A 22,207-nucleotide genomic window follows, 5' to 3' on the forward strand; every position below is an offset into this window, starting at 1 on the left:
CACCCCGATCCGCGCCGCCACCTAAAAATTGGCTTAAACCGTTGTTTCCGGCATGAATTGGCATTATGATCAAGAGAACCGATCCTTGAGGAGGGACAATCACCATGATTCAATATCAGGATCATATTCGCGATATGACCGAAGCTTCGCTTGCGGAAGGTTTTTTCGACGGGTGGCCGAATCCGCCTTCTTATAGCGTTTTCATGCAAATTCTTAAAAATGCGACCCACGTCATCTTGGCCAAGGACGATCAGTCGGGGCAGGTGGTCGGCTTCATTACCGCTTTATCCGACCGGGTGCTGACAGCCTACATTCCTTTGCTGGAAGTGGTGCCCGCCTATCAGAAACGGGGGATCGGAAAAGAGCTGACCCGCAGAATGCTGGATAAGCTGCAGGGCATCTATATGGTCGATTTGTTGTGCGATCCGGATCTCCAGAATTTTTACGAACAGCTTGGCATGAGAAAAGCGCAGGGCATGCTGATTCGCAACTACGAGCATCAGTCCGGCAGCCCGGAGCCGCAATAAACTTGAAAAAGAGGGGCATCTCATAAGTAGGTTCCTATGCGATGACCATTCGGATTCGAAAAAGGTCGAGTTTGGGGTTAATTTGTACCCGTACTCGGCCTTTTTGCTTTATCGTTGCACTTCAGCAAATTGTGGGCAAAGGAAAGCCACCGACCTTTCTTACCGAAATGCTACACCTGGGTGACACAAAAGGGCTACATTCGCTTCTTCGATATATGTTATAGCTGTGACCAACCATGATGGATCCCAGGAACTGGTTCCATTCATGAAATCTCAAATTGGTACCAAAATGTAATCTTGATATTTTATTCTAGTAAATTCCATATATTAATATTTACAATAAATATAGTGAAGATATTTTAGGAGGGATTTTTTTGAAAAAATACATATGGTCAGGGCTTGCAATTGGTTTAGCGTCTGTACTCATTAGCGGATCCATTCTTGCAGCCACAGGGAAAATCAAAATAATTGTCAATGGAACGGAGCTATCAACGGACACATCGCCCAAAATTGAAGATGGAAGAGTGCTCGTCCCCATTAGTACGATATCCAAGGCATTAGGCGTTGGGGTAACTTGGGATCCTAAGTCTAAGTCGGTGAAGGTGGATTCGAAGCCGAACGTTTTAAATGATGATTTAAGTGCTCTGTACACTACCTATGCTTCCGTGAGAGATGTAATCGCTGAATACTTCTCTTACTATGATTCAAAAAAGGATGGCTATCAAGCGTTGGTAACAGATCAATTTAAGAGTGATTTTGTAGACCCAAAAAAAATTATCAGTGATGATCTACTCTTAGATTCAATATTAGATTATAAGATTATTGGCGGTAAATTTATTGGGACATTAGAAGAGCCTTTTCAATATAAATTTCGTGTTGAGGTCATCCGTTTTATCGAAAGAAACAACTCATCAACAAATGTGGCAAAAATTCAATTGGATTTTAATATGAAATATGACCAAGACAAAGGGAAGTATTTAATTGATGGTATCTATAAAGCAAGTAAGGAGGAACGTATAAATTCGTATACAGTATTTACAGGTCTAACGTTTAAAGACGTAATACGGTAAAAAGAAGGGGCTAAATCATAAGTAAATATACTTGTGGTTTAGCCTTTCTTTGTAAATGAGGATTTTGCAAAAATCCAAGGAGCGACTTTCAATCAGGAATATATAGAGCGAAACGGTTTAATTCGTCTATATATTGTACCCGGGAGCGGCCAGAATCGAATTTTGCAAAATCCTGAAATAGGTATTCGGAACATTCACAAAAAACAACACGCACACTCTCCTGAGAAGTTGCATCTTTTGCAGGTCATTGCATTAGAGTCGGTAGCCAACCTTCCTTGTTCTTACTTCCAGGCATTGTTCACACTTCTTCCTCCCCGGCCGTTCCGGCTAAATATATATATCCATCGAAAGCTATCCCTGCTTCCCATCCTTTTGCAGCGCTTCCTGAAGCACCTGTCCGACCAATTCATGATCGTTTACGACATAACCAAATTCCTCCGGTTCGACCCAAATCCGCGACAAACACTCATGCTCACGGTTAAACGGCAGCCGCTCGGTCACGTCCATCCGGTAAAACAGCTGATAGCCGATCATCGGGTATTTTCCGTTCGGGTCAAACGACTCGTTTTCTTCGTGACTGATCTCCATTTTGCCGAGGTACGCGATGATTCCTTTAACGCTGCCTTCTTCCAACGCTTCCCGATGAAAAGCCTCCTCCGGCGTCTCTCCCGGCTCCACATGTCCTCCCGGCACGTTGTAGCCCCTACCTTGTACATGCACGGCAAGGACAAGCCCCTGATGCAGGCAAATGCCGTGCACGCTTGTCACCAGCGCGGGATCGGGCCGTTCGTCTCCGGGGATCCAGGTTAACTTTATTCTTTGGCCGTTCCAATCTGCGTATATGGTTTGATTCATGCTGCGTACTTCCTTTCAAGAAAAAAATAGCGGGACTATGCCCCCTCCGACGCGCTTTTGCTATGGAGTTTCGCTGATGGATGATGTCTGTAAATAATAATCGCCCGCCAAACTTGCTTCCACAAGCTGCCGGGCGAATCCTGCCTATTTTTGTAATTGATTGATGTATTTATCCATTATTGAACGACGCTTTTGAAATCAGAATGATTGCAGCAACGTCAAACGATCAAGCTGCTGACCGCAAAGGCCGTTCCGATGAACACCATGGACAGCAGCGTCGCGACGGCCACGTTTCCTTGCTTGAGGCAATCGGAGATTTTAAAGCTTGGCGTGACCAGCTCGAAAATCCAATAGGCCGCCACGAGGCAAACGTAACCGACCGCAAACCACATCGCCATAAACCAGATCGACGTGTTGGTATAGGCCGCGACGCCCAGGATGATCGCCGTGGCCAAAAATTTGCCGCCCAAGGCGAGGCCTACCGCCACATTGCCCTTTTTCAATTCTTCCATGTCTTTAAACGGCGTCATCCAGCTGAAAATCAGCATCCCCAGCAGCTGCAGCGCAATGATGACAAGCACGCTTACGACCAGATTCACGACGACGGTCAACTCGCCCACCCCCTGAATTTTGCATAAGCCGAATCGTAGTCGGCAAAATCGTGAATTTCTTCAAGCTTGACGGATACTTTCTTTTTCTTCTCCAGCGCTTTGTAGCGCTCGTCGTCGATCGGCTGCTTGATCCGGTTGCCGGAAGGCAGCTCCAGCACGGCGAAATTCCGCGTTTTATCCTTGTACTGCGTTTTGTACACGCCAACCAGATCGACTTCCGTCGTGATCGGGATTTTCAGGTTGGCCATGTCTTTTTTGGCGTCGCCCTCGGTTTTGAATGTTTTGATCGTGCTCCAGGAGGACAGATGGACGCTGCTGCGCTGATTCGCATCCGTCGTCATTTCCGCATCCATGTACTGCAGGGCCCAAACTTTATCCCCCGTCGCGTAATTTTCATCGTTAGGCATCAGCTCGTTGTCCGGCAAAATCGTCATGTCGCTGCCGATCAAATCGCCGACGCTGCCTTCGATGATCCGGTAATCCCACGGCACGCGGGACACCATGTCCTGTCCATCCACCGAGGTGCCCGAAGTAAACACGGACTGCTCGTTGTCCGAGCAGGCGTTTAGCAGCAGCACGGCCAGCAAGGAAAGCGCCAGAAACGCCGCAAACCTGAATTTCCGCCCGGATCGCGGATGTCTTGTTCCGTTTCTTGTCATCTATCTCACTCCGATCGCTATAAAATGGCTCGCATTTCCCGTAATCAGCCCCCCGGCTCTGCCCAGCAGGCCGCATGGCTGACCGTTGATCATGAACATGCCTGTAAGCAGGCGCCGCGCGCCGACTGTCGTCTCAATTTCCGGGAGGTTGGCCCGCATCTGATAGACGGAGGGGAACAGCTCGCTGGTATCAAAACCGTCCTCGTCCTTGATCTCCAGCTCCCCGCTGCCGTCGAACATTTGCACGGAGCCGCCCTCGCGCCCGAACATCGATTTGGAAACATAGTTTCCCGAAAAAACGGGCTTATTGTACGTCGGCAAAAGATATTTTTCGATCGTTTCACGCTCATCGCCGGTATACAGCAGCCCCAGCTCATACAACCCCCAGGCCGCGGCGATCAGTCCTTTGGACTGCAGCAGGATGCTGTGCGGCGGGTTAAACAGCGTCAGCTTCCCCGTCTCGATCGAATACGCAAGCGCATCCCCGCCGTCGTCAACGGCCATCCATTCTTTCGGATACAAAGCGAACATCCGCTTGATCTCCCGTCCGCTCCCGTCCTTGACGATGCCGTGATCGATGGAAAGCTCCAGACAATCGACGCATCGGATATCCAGTCCGCTGTGGCGCACCAGCGCTTCGATGGTACCCGAGTCCTCCAGATGCTCACCGTAAGCGACGCATGCCGCCGTATCCGGGCGCTCGACGCCCCAGGCCGCAGCCACCAGCTCTTTCATCCGGACGTTGGGCGAATCGATGCCGGCCTCCCGGCACATCCAAGGCGTCACGATGGAAGCTTCCACGTAACCGGTCGGAGTATCCGCGTTCAGCTCGTACAGTTTGATGCTCCCGTCATGCGAAACGGCGTAATCGAACCGTGCATACCGGCTGATCAGGTTCTCCTCGGGCAGCGGGCAAATGTCGAGCATATCCCATAAGATCGGCGGGATGCCGATCAGCTCGTACAACGCCCGGTTCCCGTGGACATAACGCACCGTCCGGTCCAAAATCCGCCACAATCGGGCGGACGCCTGTTCCAGCTCCAGGTAAGTATCCCTGTTCATGACGACGAGCTGGTCCAGCCAGTATTCCTCGTCTTCCAAATCGGCCCAAGTGAAGCCAAGCTCCGCGAGTTCTTCCACCCGTTCCTGGCGGGGTTGCCCACCCGGCTTAAGCACTTCGAATACGCTGCCCGTCATCCGCCGAATCCGCTCCGCGAGCTGGATCTGGAACCCGAAAAGATGCCGGATTTCGAGCTGGAGCTGGAGCCGGACGAGCTGTAGCCGCTCGATTTGCCGCCGATGCCGCCGGAGCTTGAAGAGGTGCCGCGCCGGGTAATCGAACCCGTCGAACGGGAGGTTTTTGGCGTAACCGTCGACCCGACGACCTGCTTGTTTTGGAACGCGCCGCTGGAATAGGAACGCGGTTTGTAGCTTTGCGACGTGCCGGTATAATACGTTTTGCGGTTATCGTAATACGTGCTGGGATGATAGCTCGATCCGCTGTTGAACAGGAAATGGTACAGCAGCAAATCGTCCCACCCAAACCCTGAATGGCTCGTGCCGTAGTTGTTGATGACCGTCGTACCGCCGCTGCTAGCACCTCCGGAGCTTCCCGACTGCGTACCGTCTTCTTTTTCGTTTTCTTCGGGAAGCGGGATGTTCCAGTCGGCATTTTTATCGAAATAGGCTTTGACTTCCTCGGTTGACCATGCCACAAGCTTCGGTTCGCCGGCCGTATCGCCGGCCGCATTAACGGAGCCCGCTGTCGCCCCGCCCGCAAGCAGAAAAGCGTTTGCCAAAAGCGCCACGCCAAGCGACGTGGACAGCACCCGAACCGGCTTGCCTTCCGGCGTAAACAATTTTGCCGGTTGTTTCTCCTTGTCCTGCGGCTGTTGTTCGTTTGTCATGTTTCTTCCCCCTTTCTGCCGAACTTCAGGCTATTCATTGCGGATCCGGACCAAAAGCAGTTCCAGCTTGCCGTCGTCCACGTTTAATCTGCCTTCGATCGTTTCGTATTCCTGGCCGCGAACGACGATGTAATTCACATGCTCCAGCGCCGCTACCATGTTCATGCTCCAGCTGCGTTCTTCGATCTGGCGAAGCTCGCCGCTTGGCATCTTTTCAATCAAAATGACGTTCATATCGTTGCCCATTATGTTTTACACCCCTTGTTCTGAATTAACCCATATGTCATTTGATACGTAAGTAAACCGTGGTCCGTTCCATTTCCCGTTTCCATTTTTCCAAAAAAATTGTCGCATTGGCGATCACATCTCTGAAAAGCAAGTCTTTTCATAATATGGAAACACGCATTAATCAGCATAAAACCTATTTCTTTGAAACGCAACAAAAAATAGAACGGCATTTTTTTCATGAACTACTATCGAGCCCGTTTTTCTTAACGGTATTTCCCGGGTGGATCAGCAACCTTATTTTGGAAATCGCGTTTAATATAAAGGCTGGAAAAGTTCCGGCATCCTATGACTCTATCCATACCGAATAAAATGATACAAGAAATGAGGCGCAACGATCATGAAGAAACGAACCAAGCTGATTCGCATTACTGCGGCCCCTGCCCTGGCGGCAGCTTTGCTTTGCGGCATGGCCTCCCTGCCGACGGCAATTCATGCCGATACTTCGGCCGTCTCGATCGGCTTTCCGGGCGGTCAGGCCATCAAGGCACCCGTGCAAAAGCCGCTCTGGACCGCAGCCGTTGATCCCGGCTCGAAGGCCGCCGTCACCGATGACGGAATAGTGCTTGCCTTTTCGGGAAAAAAGCTGATCGCGCTGAATCTGGCCACCGGCAAAAAGGTCTTTACCTACGGCAGCAGCCTGAAGCCGTCGGTGCAATGCTTGAAAGGAACGGCCTACGGCGTCGGGGACGACGGACATGTATATGCCGTGAACGCCAAGTCGGGCAAAGAGCTGTGGAAGACGGCTGCAGGCCTGTCGGATGCGGACGAGCCGATCGTGATTGGCGATACGGTGTATGTCGCGAACAAGCAGGCCCTCATTGCTTTGGATGCGGCGACAGGCAAACAGCGCTGGAAGTCGGTCGAGGATCAGGCTTGGACCGCAGGCAAGTTGTCCTTGGAAGCGGAAGGCATCGTTTTTATGTCGTATGACATCTCCGGAGCATATTCGTATTCGCAGCTTGAAGCGATCGATAAGAAAACGGGCAAAACCTTATGGAAGGCACGTTACCAAGCAGCACCCTTTGCTGTTCGGGACGGGCTGGTTTATTCCCGTAGGGAACAGTCGCTGTTTGATGAAGAGGATGCGAACGAATCTCCTCACGTCACCTTAGCCGTATTAAACGCCAAAACCGGGGAAAAGGTCGGCGAACGGATTTATTCCTGGAACCATAGCGACCGCAACTCCTCTGCGGCAGGAGGAGCAGGAAGCATGCTGCTCAGCGGCAATGATCTGTATTTGGTGACGGAAGACGCCATTCAGAAATACGATTTCGGGCATTACGAGCGAGACGGGAAACCGGTGAAAAAATGGAATAAACCATCCTACCCCGTAGATTTAACGGGATCGGTACATGCGGGCAGGGTTTATTTTTGGAACTACTATACGTCAATTTCAGGCATGAAGCTCGCAGACGGTCAGGAGGTTCAATGGGGGGTCGACAACCCGGTCGTTCGGACGGACATTTACGGCAACGGCGTGTACATCGGGCAGAGCGACGGCGTGTTCCATGGATACAACCTGCAGACGACTGCGCCCGCCTTTACCGTGAACACCGGGTCACGCAATTACGGTCCTACGTTACGTTCGAGCAATACGTTGATCATTCAGGCTCAGGATAACGGGAAGCTCATCGCGATTCCAGTGCCGAAGGCGCTGCAATAAGGCTTATCGTTTTATACGAATCTATTTCATAGAAAAGAGGTACAAGATGCAGATGAAAACAAAATTGAAACCAGCCCGTGCAGGAGCTGTCGCTTTGCTCGCGGCTGTTTTGGTCGGCGGGATCAGCCTGCCTGCGGCGCAAGCCGCGGCTCCCGTCGTCTCCTATAACGTCCCGGCGTCGCCGGCCATTAAGGCACCGATCCAAAAGCCGCTGTGGACGGCATCCTTTGACAAGAACACGAACAGCGTCGTGACGGACGACGGCATCTTATTCACTTTTAACGGCGGCAAACTGGTCGCTCTGAATGCGAACAACGGGAAGAAACTTTATACTTACGGCAGCCGGCTTCGCCCGGATGTCGCTCACCAAAAGGGCACGGTGTACGGCATCACGGAGGCTGGCCAGGTGTACGCGCTTCAAGCGAAAACCGGCAAACGGCTATGGCAGACCGCGGCCGGCGTCACGGACTCAGGCTCGCCCCGAGTGATCGGCGATACGGCGTACGTCACCAAAGGCAACGCGATCATCGCACTGGACGCCGCCACGGGCAAACAGCGCTGGAAGGCGATCGAAGAACAAAGCGAATTCGCCGGGGGCGTCAGCATGGAAGCGGATGGCATCGTTTATGCTTCGTACATGGTTCAAGGCGCGCTCACTTCGGTTCAACTGGATGCCTTTGATAAGAAAACCGGCAAAAAGCTGTGGAAGCAATTCCGGCAATACCCGCCTTTGGCGGTCCGAAACGGGCTCGTTTATTCCCTCCGCGACGAGTACCCTTTTGACGATGCCGACCCGAAACGGGAACTGAACATTAACGTATTCGACGCCAAGACGGGCGTGGAAAAAGAAACGCAAACCTACAGCTGGAGTTTGGGCGCTTTGCCTCCTTATACAAGGGACAATAACGGCTCCGTGATCCTAAACGGCAACGACCTTTATATAGCGACGGACAGCGCCGTGATGAAATATGACATTACCGCCTACAAAAAAGACGCCAAGCCGCTGCAAAAATGGTCCGTCCCGAACGTGGGGAAATCGCTGATCGGCTCGGTGCATGACAACAAAATCTTTTTCAGCAAAGAAGCTTCCGGCGCAATTACGGGCATGAAGCTGGCGAACGGCCAAACGTTCGGCTTCCAAACCGACAACCAGCCCGTTCAAACCGACATCTACGGCAACGGCGTGTATATCGCGCAAAGCGACGGCGTATTACATGGGTATAACCTGCAGACAGCAGCTCCGGCTTTTACGGTAAATACCGGCTCCCGCCAATACGGCCCGACCCTGCTTTCCGGCAATACGCTGATCATTCAGGCCAAAGATACCGGCAAGCTGATTGCGGTTCAAGTGCCAAAGACGCTGCGTTAACGGGCTGCAAACGGCTGGATAGGGTATAATCATTGACAATAACGTTGGTTACAAGAGGAGACGCACAGTGGAACAATTACTGCAAAAAATCAAGGCATTAAGCGAAAAGGAAAAGAAAACGCTGGAGCAGATGGTCCTGAAATTGACCGAAGAAGTCGGGGAAACTTCGCAAGCGATGCTTTCTTACAGGCAGGCCAGCGGCAGCGAGTATAAAAAGCTGGATCTCTCGGACGTGAAGGAAGAATGCGTGGATGTCATCCTGGTCGCTTTGGCGCTATTTTACAAGCTGAGCGAGAATGATAATGAGCTTCAAGACGTTCTCAGCAAAAAAGTCGATAAATGGATCTCGGTGATGACTTAAGGAACGATTTACGTGAACATGCCCGACATAAAGAAGGCGCCCGGTGAGGCGCCCTTTTATATGACGGAAGCCTCGGTACGATCTCAGGGGTTCTTAGAATATTGGGGCGGTCTCGGACACGCCGCCTTCGTTTATGAACTTATGCATGAAACAAGCCGGGGAAAGATATCCGCTAACCCTACCGGTAAATGTCGGCAAAAGGAGCTTCGTTTCATGCCTTAAACGAATCCGCGCTCCGAAAGTTATGTTTTCTTTTACAACGGCATTACGTCCTTTTTGGTTTCTCCAGTCCACCGATGGCCAGGGAAAGCAAAATGACGATCAGTCCGGCGACCGCATTCCACGTCAATCGATCTCCCAAAACGGACACGCCGAGCATGATGCCGATCAGCGGAACGAGGTAATTGTTCAAAGAAGCGAAGGTGGCTCCCGCCTGCCGGATCAATACATTGTAAAGCATGTATACGATGCCTGCATGGAAGCAGCCCAGAATAGCTACGGCAAGGATTTGCTGCGGCGTCAACGCGATTTGAAACGGGCTTTCGAGCAAAAAGGCAAGCGGCACAAGGATCGCCGAAGCTGCGGCAAGCACGTTCCGCATCGCTTTAATGGAAGACATGGGCGGCAGCCTCTTGATCAGGATCAGCGAACCCGCGAAACTGATCGAAGCGCCGAGCAGCGCCAGATCTCCCGCCATACTGCCGCCGTGCAAGGAGGAGCCGAGATCGGGGGCGGACAGGATGGCGATGCCGACCATCCCCGCGATGACCGAAATCCATTTGGCGGCCGAAACCGTTTCGCCCGAAACGAACAGCTTCACGAACACGATCGTAAAGATGGGAATCGTCCCCATCAAAATGGATGCCATGCTGCTGCTTATGGATTGCTGTCCCCACCCGATCAGGATAAACGGAATGACTCCTTCAAGCAGGCCGATCCACAAAAAGGTCCGCCACGGCGATGCCGCTTCCGGCGTTTGCGGCTTCTTTTGCCCAAAAAGATGCAGCAGAGCAAGCGTCCCCGCCCCGATCAATGCTTTTGCCGCCGCCAAGGTGACCGGAGGAATGGAGCCGATAACCAGGTCGACCAGAAAAAATTGCGATCCCCAAATCAAGCTGATCCCGATCAACAGGAGGTAGTTCATCCCTTTCATGCCAACCACCCGCCTTTTGGCGATGGGAGCGCTCTGTCGATATTGGGGCCGTACCCCGCGCAACATCCGGGCACGGCGGTCATACGAAATACCTTATAGGAACAAAGAAAATTCGTTGTCGATTTCATTGATTGATTTTCCTTTGGGAATGCATGCAAATCTGTTGGATTAAAGGCCTTTGTCTTGATTGTATAAGCTGCTTCCCTGCCCTGCCAATAGCAGAAATGCTGATCTGTACCGGTACAGATCGATGCGTGATTACGATTCGGCTTCGGCGTACGCCGCCGCAGCCGCGTTCAGATAATAAGCCAGCCCGGTCTGTTGGTCCTCCAGCATTCGCAGGTGAAACTCATCCTGCAGGAAAAACGCCGTTTGTGCCGCAAAATCCTTGGCTGCAATCCGATGTCCGTGACCGTTCATGAATGCCAAATGTTCCCGGATTGATTGGTGAACCCTTGGGTCGTTATGTTTGACCCCTCCGGCCAGAAAAGAGGACATATTTTTCATAAAAGCTGCCGCCTCCGCGGCCTGCTCGTTCATCTCCGGCACATCGATCCGCTCTGCTTCAAGCTCCACGCCGTAGTGCTCTTTCAAGTATTCGCTTTGTTCCCGCAACGCCTCCCGCCACTCGTCCTCGCTTTCGAAGCCGACAAACAGTTCCTCCTGCGGCAGCGGTTCTCCGCGCTCCAGGCCTGCTTTTGTTTTCCGCAGCGTGTCCATGATCCGTTCCAGCCTTTGCCGGCGCTGCTCCAAAAGCTTTTCCTGCTCCGCCAGCATCGCCGCTCGATCCGGTTCCCGGTCCAGCAGCTGCCCGATTTGCTCCAGCGAAAAATCAAGCTCGCGGTAAAACAGAATGGCCTGCAGCCGTTCCAGCTCTTTTGCGCCATATAACCGGTATCCCGCTTCCGTGATTTCAGCCGGGTCAAGCAGACCGATTTTATGGTAATGGTGCAGCGTCTTGACCGTCACCTTGGACAGCTCCGACACTTCTTTGACTGTAAGAAGCATGATGCTTCACTCCCTTCTGTAGTGAAGTCTAAAGCCTGACCTAAGAGGAGGGTCAAGGGGGAATTTTATTACTCATCGTAACACAAAAATACCCCGCTCAAAATGAGCGGGGTGCGGTGCCCCTCACGATCACCTGCCACCTTACGTCCGAAACAACATGAAAACTGACATCGGTTGATTGGGACTGGATGTTTTTAAACGCTGGAGACTATCTCGACCCTTCCTGCCAAGCGCGAATCAGGAAATCTGCGTCCGCGTTCAGCACCGCTTTGACGCTGTCTTTGACATGGTCGCTCATCGCTTCGTTGTTCAAATGTTTCGCGAAATTCTGCAGCTGTTTGACCGCTTGATCCGTTTTGCCGCCATCCCGTTGATGCTGCGCCTGCTTAAGCGCATTGGTCAGCTGCGGGACAAGGGGACCGCCGAGGTCGCCGGCCGCCGCGTAACGCGCCATCAGATTTTGGATGGAACCCAGGCTCGCCGTTACATGGAACCGGAACGTTTTTGAATTAGGATGGCCAGATCCGTCCTTCACCGCCACATTTGCCGTCTGTTCGCCTAAGAGACCGGCCAGGCCGATGGATAGGCTGCGGTTATCGGCATTTACCGTATATTCTTTGCCGTTCAAGGTTAGCGTCGCGGCACCGCCCGCCGTCAGGCCCTCTTCGACCTGGAAGGTCAGAACGGCATCATCTTCAAAAGCGTCGCCATCCTTCACCGCATTGCCGTCCACAGTGAGCGAGAAAGCCGACTGCTTCCCGCTTTCCACCGTGATCCCTTTGGATACGTTGCCCGACGTGTCTATGGATTTGAACCGGATGGAATACTCCTTCCCCTGCTCGGTTCCAGGAATCGCTGCCGTTTGAACGCCGCGTTTTACTTCGATTACGTCGCCGATCTGCTGTCCGCCCGAAGAAACGGTCATTTGCACCTTTTGGGCGTCGATATCATAGGGACCGTCCCAAGTCAGAACGAGTTGGCCGTTCGCGTACGAGATCCGGACATTCTCCACGTCTCCGGGAGGAACATTGTCTTTGGGAGGTTCCACCGGCGGCGTCGGTGCCGTGAATACGGCCGGATCGCCGAAAGTGAACTTATCCACGTTGAACAAATAATCCGTTCCTTTAAACAACATGAATACGATATGTTTTCCGGTGACCGGAGCCGTGACGTCGGCCGGGAAAACCTTAAAGTTTTGCCACCCGCCGGTTCCCGTGATCTTGTTCTCGGCGATGACCGGCCCGTTCATGCTGTCCAACCGGACCTCGATCGTGCCGCCGCCGGTCGCGCTGGCCGCTTGGACATGGAATTTGGAAGGACTCGTATTCCCGAAGTCCACATAGTTGTACATGACATATGGATTGTTGGCCGCGTTAATGCCCGCCAAATACGTTTGCCCGCCGCCCGATTCGGTGCCAAAGCCGACACCGCCGTTGTTGTCCTCGGCCTCCAGCTTGGCATAAGCATCCCTTGCTTTGCCTTTCATGGTCGTAAACGTGAACCAGTCCAGGTTGCAAGGATAGTCGCCGCCGCCCGCCCCATGGAAGACGAGATAGACGTCATGCACGCCTGCGGCCGCTTGGTCATCGATGTTGCCCATGATATCGACCCATTTGTCCCAGCCTCCCAGCGCCGGAATGTCCACCGTGCCCACCGTCGGTCCGCTCAGCGAATCCAGCTTGACCTCGATCGTGCCGCCCTGGCTGCCGCTGGATACATGCACGCTGATGCCGGATGCGCCCGACCCGAAATCGATGCCTTTATAGGAGGCATAAGCATTATTTCGGATGCCGTCCAGATATCCGTTCTCCGCATTTTTGCCGAGCCCCTCGCTTCCGTCATAATCCCCAGCCTTCAGCTTTGCATAGGCATCGGTTTTGGTCGGATCGCCCGCGGTGAACTTAAACCAGTTCAGGTTAAACAGATATTGATCGTTTTTCCTTGTAAAAACGAGATAGACGTCATGTTTTCCCGTAATCGTGCTTGGATTTCCTTGATCATCCTTCAGCAGCGTCACGGCGTCGATGTAGTTGTTCCATCCGCCGGTGCCTTCCACGTTCAGCGTCCCGACCTTCGGACCGTCCAAGGCGTCGAGCCGGATTTCGATGTTGCCTCCACCCGTCGCGCTGGCCGCTCTCGCGATAAAACCTTGGGCGCCGGTTGTTCCGAAATCGACGTTTTTGTAGGCCGCATAGTGTCCGGGCTGAATGCCGCCGAGCTGCAGCGAGCCTTCAAGCGCCCCCTCCAAGACGAATCCTTTGCCGATGTTGTAGCGCTCGGCCTCGATTTTTTTATAAGGATCTTGAACGGCGTAACGGACTTCCGCATCCATCGGTTTGATGACGTTCAACGCTTCCACGGCCGCGGCCGACGACCAGGATCCGTACGTTCCGGACAGCAGCTGTCCGACCCAGTTGCCGTCGACGATACCATCCGGATTCCGGTGGCTCCAAGCCATTTCCGTGTTAAAAGCCGCCCAGGCGTCAAACGTGGCGCCGAATTCCTTGTATTTGCTTTCGCCGCGTTCATCCAGCGCTTTTTGGAGGAAGGACAAGTTCCGCATCAAAATCGTTTTGCCGCCTTTTAAATCGCCATTGGGCCCTTCGTAGTTCAGCAAACCGTTCGCGTCCACCAGCTTGGTTTTGGTGAAGTTGGCGGCTTTGACCGCATCGTCCAAATACGTCGTATCCCCGGTCATCCGGTACAGTCCGACGGCCGCCCCGATGTATGTGCCCTGATTGTAGTGCGTGGCGTCCGGGATCGCGCCTTTTTCGGTTTCGATCCGGTCGAACACTTTGCCATTGCCGTCCGTCAGCATCGTTTTGCCCCATCTGAAAATGCGGGTTGCCGCATCCAGGTAATACGGATCTTTGGTAATGTCATACAGATATTCGGCCGCTTCGGCCGCCGGGAAGTTAATGCAGGCATTTTTCGTGTTATGCTCGCTGTTCAGCCACCAGATGCCGCCGCCGGCAAACTCGTCGTCCCACTGCGTGTCGTAAACGAAAGCGAAATGGCGTTTCGCCGCATCCAGATATCTGGCTTCCCCCGTGATTTGATAAGCCCGGGCGCTTCCCATGACCCACCACATGATGTCGTCGTTAAACGGGTTGTTCGTCCAATCCGAGCCGTATTGGGCCACGGTGCCGTCGAAGATGTCGTCGATCTGGGCCCGAAGCTGCTTTTTCAGGTCGGGATCGGAGGTATGCTGGTACGCGTCCATCACCATTTCCCACAGCTCGGCTTCCACCCAGAAGCCTTGGTAGGTTTTGCGGTTCGTATCGCCCCAAAACTGTTTGTCCGCCGGGTCCCAGAACGCGGCATTAAACGCCTTCATGGCCTTGTCGCCATCCGATGCCTGAAATGCGTGAGCCGTCGATCCTCCCGCTTCGGATAACGCTCCGAAGGCGAGCACCGCCGCGAGTGGAACGGCAAAAAGCTTGCATGCGCGGTATTTATTCCAAGACATACAAATTCCCTCCCTGTTTATTGTGCGGATATATGCGAAAACTTGAAGCCGACCTCCTTTTTGGTTTGATCGGCTTCATGCTTTAACGCCAGGCGTTTATTTGGCTTCCGAAATCACTTTATTGATTTTGTCCGCCATCGTATTCAGCTCGGTGATCGGCGCTTTGCCCATGAGGACGTTTTTCCAGGAGGCTTCGATGAACGGATTCGCTTTCCCCGTCCAGGTTGCCAGGAAACGGACCGGCTGCGTGCTCGGGGATTTCAGGATATGGTCGATCGATTCGCCGACCTCCGGATGCCCTGCCGTTTTCAAAGCGTCAAAGTAGGCGGAAGAAGATGCCTGGTAAGCGGCCGGCGCGACCGGCGTTTTCGGCAGCACTTCCTCGTACATTTTGGAATCCAGATACTTGAGCACTTTCCAGACGGCCTCCGGATTTTGGATCGAAGCCGGCGAACACCAGCCTACGGCATCGTATATTTCGGTTTGGCTGTTCACGACGGGCATCGGCGCGAATCCCCATTCCAATTCTTTCGGAGCGGTCCGGATCAGATCGTCGGCAACCCATTGTCCCTGCAGCGTCATCGGCACTTTCCCCTGCTTGAAAGAGCTCATGACGTTCGTCAAATCGAAGGTAGGCGGATTCATGTAGCCGCTGGCAATGGCATTTTTGTATTTTTCGACGCCTTCGACGAATTTGTCGCTGATTTCCACCTTTGCCGGGCTGGTGATGGCGTCCGCGAACGGAGCCCCGCCAGCCGATACCGAATACAACGAGGTCATAAACGGATCCACCGAAGCGTAAAAACCGAACTGATCCACGCCGCCCTGCTTGCTCGAAAGCTTCTCCATGTCCGCGAAAAATTCGTCGTACGTCCAGCCGATTTTCGGTTCCGTGAGCCCGGCGTCCTGGAACGCTTTTTTATTGTAAAAAATGCCGTACGTGTTCAAGAGCCCCGGAAGCCCGACCAGTTTGCCGTCATAATGCCAGCTGTCCGTCACGCCTTTATAAAACCCGTCCATAAACGTTTTGTCCTGCTCCGCCATCGACGTCCAGTCGTACAACAGGCCTTTCGATGCATTATCGAGCAGCATGTCGTTGCCCGTCATAAAAATGTCGGGGGCTTTTTTCGCGGTCAGCATGCCGTTGATTTTGACGCCGTAGTTATCCAGCGGGGTAGGAATCAGCTTCACTTTGATGTCCGGATTTTCCTGCTCGAAGCTTTTCATCGCGGCCATGATTTTGTCGTTCATTTCCGCCGATTCCCAGGTAATCATCGTGACTTCGACCTGTTTGCCTCCCTTGTCCGTCCCCCCTCCCGTTCCCGGCGAATCCGCCGTGTCCGACTTGCCGCCGCATGCGGCCAGCAGGCCTGAACACAGCATGATCGCGAGCATTCCAGCGGTCCACTTTCCGGCAACCTTTTTCATAAAAAAAGACCTCCCTAAACGAATTTGATAAAATGACGCCTAAAGTCCGATATGTCTTGAGAATTGCATCAAGCCGGCACGCACCACCTCCGATCCGGTTCACCCGGATTATTTCAGCGAAGCGGAATTAAGGGAGCCCAGCCCCTGCATGAAGTATTTCTGCCCGAAGAAGAAAATGAGCAGCATCGGAAGGATGTAAATCAGGTCCGCGGCCATGAACAGGTTCCAAGCGGTCGCATAGGTGCCTTTATAGGAAGCCATCGCAAGCGCCAGCGTCCATTTGCTCGGATCGATGATGTAAATCAGCGGTTCCAGGTATTGGTTCCATGCGCCCTGGAAGGAGAAAATAACCATCGTCATGATCACCGGCATCGTCATCGGCACAAGCACCTTGGTCAAAATATACAAATCCGAGGCGCCGTCGATTTTGGCCGCTTCGTCGAACGATACGGAGATCGTTTTCAAATATTGGACATACAGAAACGAAAACGTGGCGTTGCCGAAAAAAGCGGGCACGATGATCGGGAGCCAGGTATCGTACCATCCCAGCTCGGTGTACAGATTAAACAGCGGGATCATGCCGACGAATCCGGGGAGCATCAGGCTGCCGACAAACAGCGAAAACCACAGCTTGCGGCCCGGAAAATGCAATCTTGCAAGCCCGTAGCCGACCAGCACGGAGCTAACGATTTGCCCGATCGTGCACATGACCGCGATAAACATCGAGTTGCCGAAGGTTTGCCAAAAGTTGATTTCTTTCGTTCCGGTCACGAAATTGGACCAGTGAAGTTCCCGGGGGAACCATTCCGGAGGAATTTTGAATACGTCGTTGTTGCCCTTAAGCGCAATGGTCACCATCCAAAGCAAAGGGAACAGCATCGCGACGGCGCCGACCGCCAAAATGACGAACCGTACGGCATCCAGCAGGCCGAGCTTCCGTCTTCGCTTCATTCTCCCTTCCGCATGCACCACCATGATGAATCTACCTCCTTATCTCGCATTGTCGCTTTCGTAATATACGAACCGGTTGGAATACCGGTAAGTCAAGGCCGTAAAAATCATGATGATCACGAAGAGAACCCATACCTCCGCGATCGCGTAGCCGAACATTCGGCCGCCGAAGGCGTCGTTGTAGATTTTGAAATTGAGGAGCGAGGTCGAAAAATTCGGGCCGCCGCCCGTAAGCACCTGAACCTGGTTAAAGGCCTGGAACGCGCCGATGATGCCGAGGATCAGCTGCAAAAACAAGATCGGGGTAACCATGGGGATGGTGATGTGCAGCGCCGTCCGCCACCGGACGGCTCCGTCAACCTCGGCCGCCTCGTACAGTTCTTGGGGAACCGACTGCAGGCCGCTCAGAAAGATGATGACGCCCGATCCGACCTGCCATAACCCGATCAGCACAAGCGAGGGCAGCGCCGTTTTTTCGCTCGTGAGCCACGTCCCTTCGGGCAGCCCCAGCAGGCGCAGCAGGGAATTGGCCAAGCCGTATTGCGGCTGGTAGATGAACAGCCACAACGTCAGCGAAGCGATGGACGGCACCACCGTGGGCAAATAATAGATCGTGCGGAACCATTTGATCCCGGGAAGGCTTTTGTTCAGCAGCATCGCCAGCAGCAGGCCGAGAATGAGCGACGAAGGCACGCTCAAGATGACGAAATAAAGCGTCGCCCGCACCGAAGGCCAAAAAGCCGGGTCCTCCGTGAACATGTATTTGAAATTATCGAAGCCGACAAACCGGGGCGTGTCGTAGCCGCTCCATTCAGTCAAGGCATAATAAAGGGACGACAACAGCGGATAAGCGACAAACACGCTGAAGCCGATGATCGAAGGCAAAATGAACAAATAACCTTTGGCCCAGCCGCGAAGTTTCCTTTTGTTGAACCCCATGTTTCACATACCTCCTGCACGTCTGTTTTTGGCGAAAAGATTGGGCGATGCCGCTTAGGCGGACCATAAGCTTTGTCCGGCTCTTTTTCCCGCACTTGCGTCATTTTTCCGGTCCGTCGAAAGCCGTCACCGTTTTACCCGAATCCCGCAATAATCCATCAGCAGCTCGCAGAACATCATATTGGCCCAGGAGAACCACGGTCTGGTATATTCATTGGGATCGTCGGGATTAAAGCTCTCATGCATCAGGCCGGTTCCGGCATCGGTCTCGCTCATGAGCCGCAGCAGCCGTTCCTTTTCCTCCCGGCGTTCCTCGGTCAGGCCTTGCATCGCCAAGGCGATATGCCAAACGTAACCCCGGGGCGTATGCGGACTGCCGATGCCTTCCGCCGCGCTCCCCCGATAGAAGTAAGGATTATGCCCGCTCAAAACGAACCGCCGCGTATTCCGGTACACCTCATCGTCCGCTCCGCGGTATCCGAGGTAAGGAATGGACAGCAGGCTCGGCACGTTCGCGTCGTCCATCAGGTTGTAATGCCCCAACCCGTCGGTTTCATAGGCGTAGACCGGACCGAACTCCGGATGCTGCACGATGCCGAACCGTTGGATGCCGTCGTCGATTTCCGCCGCCAGTTTATGCGCCCGGATGAATAACCGCTCGTCTTGCAGCACGTCGCGGGCGATTTCCTGAAGATAGCCGAGCACCACGACCGCAAACATGTTGGACGGAATCAGATAGCCGTACTCGCAGGCGTCGTCGCTGGGGCGGAATCCCGACCAGGTCATGCCGGTATACGCGGTTTCCGCCCCTTTCCCCTCGCGGATCAGCGTATCCGTAGGGGCGCCGTCCTTCCGTTCGAAGCGGTAGCCTGAGTCGGTCTCATGCCGCTGCTCCGTCGTCCACAAGTCCAAAATGACGTTCGCGGCCTTGACGAATTCCTCGCCGAACTGCGACATTCTGCCGGTATTTTTCCACAGCAGATAACTCAGCTGCAGCGGATAACAAAGCGAGTCGATCTCGTATTTCCGCTCCCAAATCCAAGGGGACATATCCGTGTCGTCGCTTTGATGACCATGTCCGTTCGCCTCCTGATTGAAAGCGTTTGCATATGGATCGTGCAAAATGAACCGCAGCTGTCTAACCACCAGCCCTTCGATCAAGTCCGCTACTTCCCGGTCCTCGGCCGCCAACGCCAAAAACGGCCTGACTTGAGCCGCCGAATCGCGCAGCCACATGGCGGGAATATCCCCGGTAATGACGAAAGTGGTCCCATCCTCCATTTTTTTTAATGTCGTCCCCCACGTATTGCGGATGGCGTTCCGGAAAAGCTCCAAAAGCTGCGGCTTTTCGGCCAGCCTTTCGGACATTCTCCCGGCGAGCGTCCCCAACGAAACGGGTTCTATTCCCCATGTCTTCATGTGCATTCCCCTTTAGGTACGAATTATGATGACGGCATATCATGACATTCAAATTGCAGATAACAACGATATATCAACCTTGTGAGCGCTTGCATAGACACATTATAAAATCACCGATATAACATGTCAATATGTTTTTTATAACATTTTTATATACCAATATGATATTAAGCACAGGATCGTTATCGAACAGCCTGCAACGCAGAAAAACCCGTAAATTCCCACCTTAGCCTCGATGCCAATTCTGCGCTTGCAGGGGAAATGCTCGTATGGAGCAAAAAAAAGAATGCCATTCACATCGTGAGTGGCATTCTTCCATGGAGGCGCCGGCGTTATCCCTCCCGGGCGGGTCCCGAAGAGGAACCGACGATCAGCTCGGCATCCAGCAGCATTTTATTCGGCACGCTTTCGCCGTTTCTCAGCTTCAGCACGTTTTCGAAGGCCAGCCGGCCCATCTCCTCCTGCTTTTGGCGCATGTGGGTGAACAGCGGTTCTCCGGCATAATCCGGGCTGTCGAAGCAGACGATCGACAAATCCTCCGGAACCCGGAGTCCCGATTCGCGGGCCGCTTCATAGGCAAGCAGGGCGATATTGTATTCCATCGCGAACAGCGCCGTAATTTCGGGATGCTCCCGCAGATGCTGTTTGATGTTTTCCTTCTCTTTTTCTTTATTCCCGGGGACAAAGGCAGCCGGAAGCGTCGCCGTAATGCGCTCCATCCACAGGCTGCGGTCCGCCGCGATGCCGCTTTCGGCATGGGCCTGAATAAAGCCTTCGATCCGATCCTCGATGGCCGTCGTATCCTGCGGCGGCGGCGTCATCAGGGAGATGCGGGTATGCCCCAATTCGAAAAGATATTCGATCATGCGTTTGGCCGCCGCCGCGTTGTCCGTGCTGATCGAACTTGCCGAGACGCCCTTGAGATGGCGGTCCAGCAGCACAAACGGATATTGGCCGATGACAAGCTTTAATATTTCGGCATTAAAATATTCGCCCTGCGCAGGGAAAATAATCAAACCGTCGACCCCCAGCTCCAGCAGGCCGCGAATCGCTTCTTCTTCGCTGGCGACCACGCCAAGCGATCTTCTTAGGACCAAATAGCCGTCATGCTGACGGGATGCTTCCTCCATGCCGTATATGAGCCCTGTCCCGTAGCTGTCCCCGAAATCCGTCATGACGAGCCCGATCAGCGGTTTATCGCGATGGATGCGCGGTTTGGCTGCCCCTTGCGCCATGGCGCCCTGCGCCGCCCCTTCCGAACCAAAATCCTCGGACACGAACGAACCGCGGCCGGGCTGCCTGACGATGTATCCATGCTGGGTCAGCATCTCCAGCGCTTTTTTGCTCGTAATGCGGCTGACGTTATAGGCTTCCCCCAGCTCCTTCTCTGAAGGAATCCGTTCGCCGGGTGCGTATTTGCGGGATATGATCTGATCGCGCAGCGCTTCGAATATTTGCTCGTACATCGGTTTTGAGGATGTTTCATGCGACATGATTAGTTCCCTCCACAAGAAAATATCTACCCTGCATGGATAGATACGTCGTCGATAATCTACACTGTATGCAAACATTATATAATAATATATCATGTTATATTTGCTTTGTGAATAGCAAACCTTCGAAGCCGATTCAAGCATTTTGCGGGAACCTCGTAGATCTAGAGTAAAGGGCAGAGAATTTCTGCCCCTCCTCATCAAACCGTACGTGAGGTTTTCCCTCATACGGCTTTCCGATGTTCGTCATTCACGTGCATACAGATTATAAGAGCGTTTTGAGTCCACATTGACTCGTCATGTGCCGGATCTCCTGGACTGTACTCTGCCACCGCGTACGTTGTCTTTTCTTTGCATACCATTTCGCCAGACGCTGCACGATGTACCAATCCAATTTTGCCATCTTTCGTTGACTGTAGGACGTATAGTAGTAGTTACGCCATCCCTGAATCTTCGGGTTTAGCCACTTCACATGTTCCGCAAGTGACCTATGCCTCTGGTTAGGCGGGGCCAGACGTTCTTTTACCACTTCTCGGATGCGCTCCTCCGCTTTCCGGCACAGCCATTGCTGCGTTGTGTAGTACACTTTACCCTGTGAGGTTTCGGCTTTCGTCTTGCGATGATGCATGCCTAGAAAATCAAACCCTTCTTCTCCTGTCCAGAGTCCGACGATGCGCGTTTTGGTTGGATGCAAAGTGAGTTCCAGCCGCCCCATGATCGCATGGATAAGTTCATACGCCCGGTCTGCGTTTTTCTTCGTTTTGCATACGACGACGAGGTCATCCGCGTAGCGCGTAAGTTCCCCGATTCCACCGCCATGTCGTTCCCACAGGATGTCGAAATAATTCAGATAGATGTTCGCAAGCAGCGGGGAAATCACACCACCTTGTGGTGTGCCCAAGTCCGAGCGCCTGACCCTTCCTTCCTCCAATACTCCCGCTTTCAGCCACTTCCGCACCAACTTCAAGATGCGTCTGTCGCTGATTCGCATTTCCACCAGTTTCATCAGCTTCTCTTGGTTGATGTTGTGGTTGGTA

Annotated in this window: 21 protein-coding genes; 6 read left to right on the forward strand and 15 right to left on the reverse strand. The window is 53.2% G+C overall.

Going from position 1 to position 22,207, the window contains the following annotated elements; genetic code table 11:
* Positions 1-104 precede the first annotated feature (104 nt).
* Together GQY55_RS05730 and GQY55_RS05735 are read left to right on the forward strand one after the other, a co-directional pair.
* The gene (locus tag GQY55_RS05730; RefSeq protein WP_160039065.1) at positions 105-527 is read left to right on the forward strand and encodes a GNAT family N-acetyltransferase; all 423 of its coding nucleotides are present in this window, start codon (positions 105-107) and stop codon (positions 525-527) included.
* A gap of 374 nt (positions 528-901) precedes the next feature.
* A complete protein-coding gene (locus GQY55_RS05735; RefSeq protein ID WP_160039067.1) occupies positions 902-1,597 on the forward strand; it encodes a copper amine oxidase N-terminal domain-containing protein in 696 nt (231 codons plus the stop codon).
* Positions 1,598-1,948: 351 nt separating this feature from the next.
* On the opposite strand, the gene GQY55_RS05740 is transcribed toward GQY55_RS05735, so the two are convergent.
* The 6 genes from GQY55_RS05740 to GQY55_RS05765 form a co-directional block, all read right to left on the reverse strand.
* On the reverse strand, positions 1,949-2,452 hold the full coding sequence (locus GQY55_RS05740) for an NUDIX domain-containing protein (RefSeq protein ID WP_160039069.1): 504 nt from the start codon (positions 2,450-2,452) through the stop codon (positions 1,949-1,951).
* A gap of 218 nt (positions 2,453-2,670) precedes the next feature.
* Positions 2,671-3,063: a DUF350 domain-containing protein gene (locus GQY55_RS05745; protein WP_160039071.1), complete on the reverse strand. Its 393-nt coding sequence runs from the start codon at positions 3,061-3,063 to the stop codon at positions 2,671-2,673.
* Positions 3,060-3,722, reverse strand: a complete 663-nt coding sequence (locus tag GQY55_RS05750) for a hypothetical protein (RefSeq protein WP_160039073.1) — start codon at positions 3,720-3,722, stop codon at positions 3,060-3,062. Before GQY55_RS05750 ends, GQY55_RS05745 begins: the two co-directional genes overlap by 4 nt.
* A complete protein-coding gene (locus GQY55_RS05755) occupies positions 3,723-4,919 on the reverse strand; it encodes a glutathionylspermidine synthase family protein (protein WP_160039075.1) in 1,197 nt (398 codons plus the stop codon).
* Positions 4,916-5,629, reverse strand: a complete 714-nt coding sequence (locus GQY55_RS05760) for a hypothetical protein (RefSeq protein ID WP_160039077.1) — start codon at positions 5,627-5,629, stop codon at positions 4,916-4,918. The genes GQY55_RS05755 and GQY55_RS05760 overlap by 4 nt, the downstream gene beginning before the upstream one ends.
* A 30-nt stretch (positions 5,630-5,659) precedes the next feature.
* Entirely contained in the window at positions 5,660-5,875 is a 216-nt protein-coding gene (locus GQY55_RS05765; protein WP_160039079.1) for a hypothetical protein, read from the reverse strand.
* Between the two features lie 146 nt (positions 5,876-6,021).
* On the opposite strand from GQY55_RS05765, the gene GQY55_RS31245 reads away from it, so the two are divergent.
* From GQY55_RS31245 to GQY55_RS05780, 4 genes are all read left to right on the forward strand, one after another.
* Positions 6,022-6,225: a hypothetical protein gene (locus tag GQY55_RS31245; protein WP_236575440.1), complete on the forward strand. Its 204-nt coding sequence runs from the start codon at positions 6,022-6,024 to the stop codon at positions 6,223-6,225.
* Between the two features lie 29 nt (positions 6,226-6,254).
* Positions 6,255-7,580 (forward strand): outer membrane protein assembly factor BamB family protein, encoded by a 1,326-nt coding sequence (locus tag GQY55_RS05770; protein ID WP_160039081.1) that lies wholly within the window; start codon positions 6,255-6,257, stop codon positions 7,578-7,580.
* Positions 7,581-7,632: 52 nt separating this feature from the next.
* Positions 7,633-8,949 carry an outer membrane protein assembly factor BamB family protein gene (locus GQY55_RS05775; RefSeq protein ID WP_236575441.1) on the forward strand — a complete coding sequence of 439 codons (1,317 nt, stop codon included), beginning with the start codon at positions 7,633-7,635 and terminating at the stop codon, positions 8,947-8,949.
* 67 nt (positions 8,950-9,016) lie between these two features.
* Positions 9,017-9,310 carry a MazG-like family protein gene (locus GQY55_RS05780; RefSeq protein WP_160039085.1) on the forward strand — a complete coding sequence of 98 codons (294 nt, stop codon included), beginning with the start codon at positions 9,017-9,019 and terminating at the stop codon, positions 9,308-9,310.
* A 265-nt stretch (positions 9,311-9,575) separates the two neighbouring features.
* Here GQY55_RS05780 and GQY55_RS05785 read toward each other — a convergent pair whose 3' ends face one another.
* The 9 genes from GQY55_RS05785 to GQY55_RS05825 all read right to left on the reverse strand — a co-directional run bounded on the left by GQY55_RS05785 (position 9,576) and on the right by GQY55_RS05825 (position 22,194).
* The gene (locus tag GQY55_RS05785) at positions 9,576-10,463 is read right to left on the reverse strand and encodes a DMT family transporter (RefSeq protein ID WP_160039087.1); all 888 of its coding nucleotides are present in this window, start codon (positions 10,461-10,463) and stop codon (positions 9,576-9,578) included.
* Between the two features lie 258 nt (positions 10,464-10,721).
* On the reverse strand, positions 10,722-11,471 hold the full coding sequence (locus GQY55_RS05790; RefSeq protein ID WP_160039089.1) for a MerR family transcriptional regulator: 750 nt from the start codon (positions 11,469-11,471) through the stop codon (positions 10,722-10,724).
* Between the two features lie 208 nt (positions 11,472-11,679).
* Complete coding sequence (locus GQY55_RS05795; RefSeq protein ID WP_160039091.1) at positions 11,680-14,940, reverse strand: carbohydrate-binding protein; 3,261 nt, start codon at positions 14,938-14,940, stop codon at positions 11,680-11,682.
* Between the two features lie 96 nt (positions 14,941-15,036).
* Complete coding sequence (locus GQY55_RS05800; protein WP_160039093.1) at positions 15,037-16,368, reverse strand: ABC transporter substrate-binding protein; 1,332 nt, start codon at positions 16,366-16,368, stop codon at positions 15,037-15,039.
* A gap of 108 nt (positions 16,369-16,476) precedes the next feature.
* Positions 16,477-17,343, reverse strand: coding sequence for a carbohydrate ABC transporter permease (locus tag GQY55_RS05805; protein ID WP_160039095.1), 867 nt, complete (start codon positions 17,341-17,343; stop codon positions 16,477-16,479).
* Between the two features lie 15 nt (positions 17,344-17,358).
* Positions 17,359-18,258 (reverse strand): carbohydrate ABC transporter permease, encoded by a 900-nt coding sequence (locus GQY55_RS05810; RefSeq protein WP_160039097.1) that lies wholly within the window; start codon positions 18,256-18,258, stop codon positions 17,359-17,361.
* Between the two features lie 126 nt (positions 18,259-18,384).
* Positions 18,385-19,677 carry a glycoside hydrolase family 125 protein gene (locus GQY55_RS05815; RefSeq protein WP_160039099.1) on the reverse strand — a complete coding sequence of 431 codons (1,293 nt, stop codon included), beginning with the start codon at positions 19,675-19,677 and terminating at the stop codon, positions 18,385-18,387.
* A gap of 332 nt (positions 19,678-20,009) precedes the next feature.
* Positions 20,010-21,170 (reverse strand): GntR family transcriptional regulator, encoded by a 1,161-nt coding sequence (locus GQY55_RS05820; RefSeq protein ID WP_160039101.1) that lies wholly within the window; start codon positions 21,168-21,170, stop codon positions 20,010-20,012.
* 265 nt (positions 21,171-21,435) lie between these two features.
* Complete coding sequence (locus GQY55_RS05825) at positions 21,436-22,194, reverse strand: reverse transcriptase domain-containing protein (protein WP_268894998.1); 759 nt, start codon at positions 22,192-22,194, stop codon at positions 21,436-21,438.
* Between the last annotated feature and the right edge of the window lie 13 nt (positions 22,195-22,207).

It is taken from the genome of Paenibacillus sp. USDA918EY, from assembly GCF_009870825.1.
In the GTDB taxonomy this organism is placed as follows: Bacteria; Bacillota; Bacilli; order Paenibacillales; family Paenibacillaceae; genus Paenibacillus_AQ; species Paenibacillus_AQ albilobatus.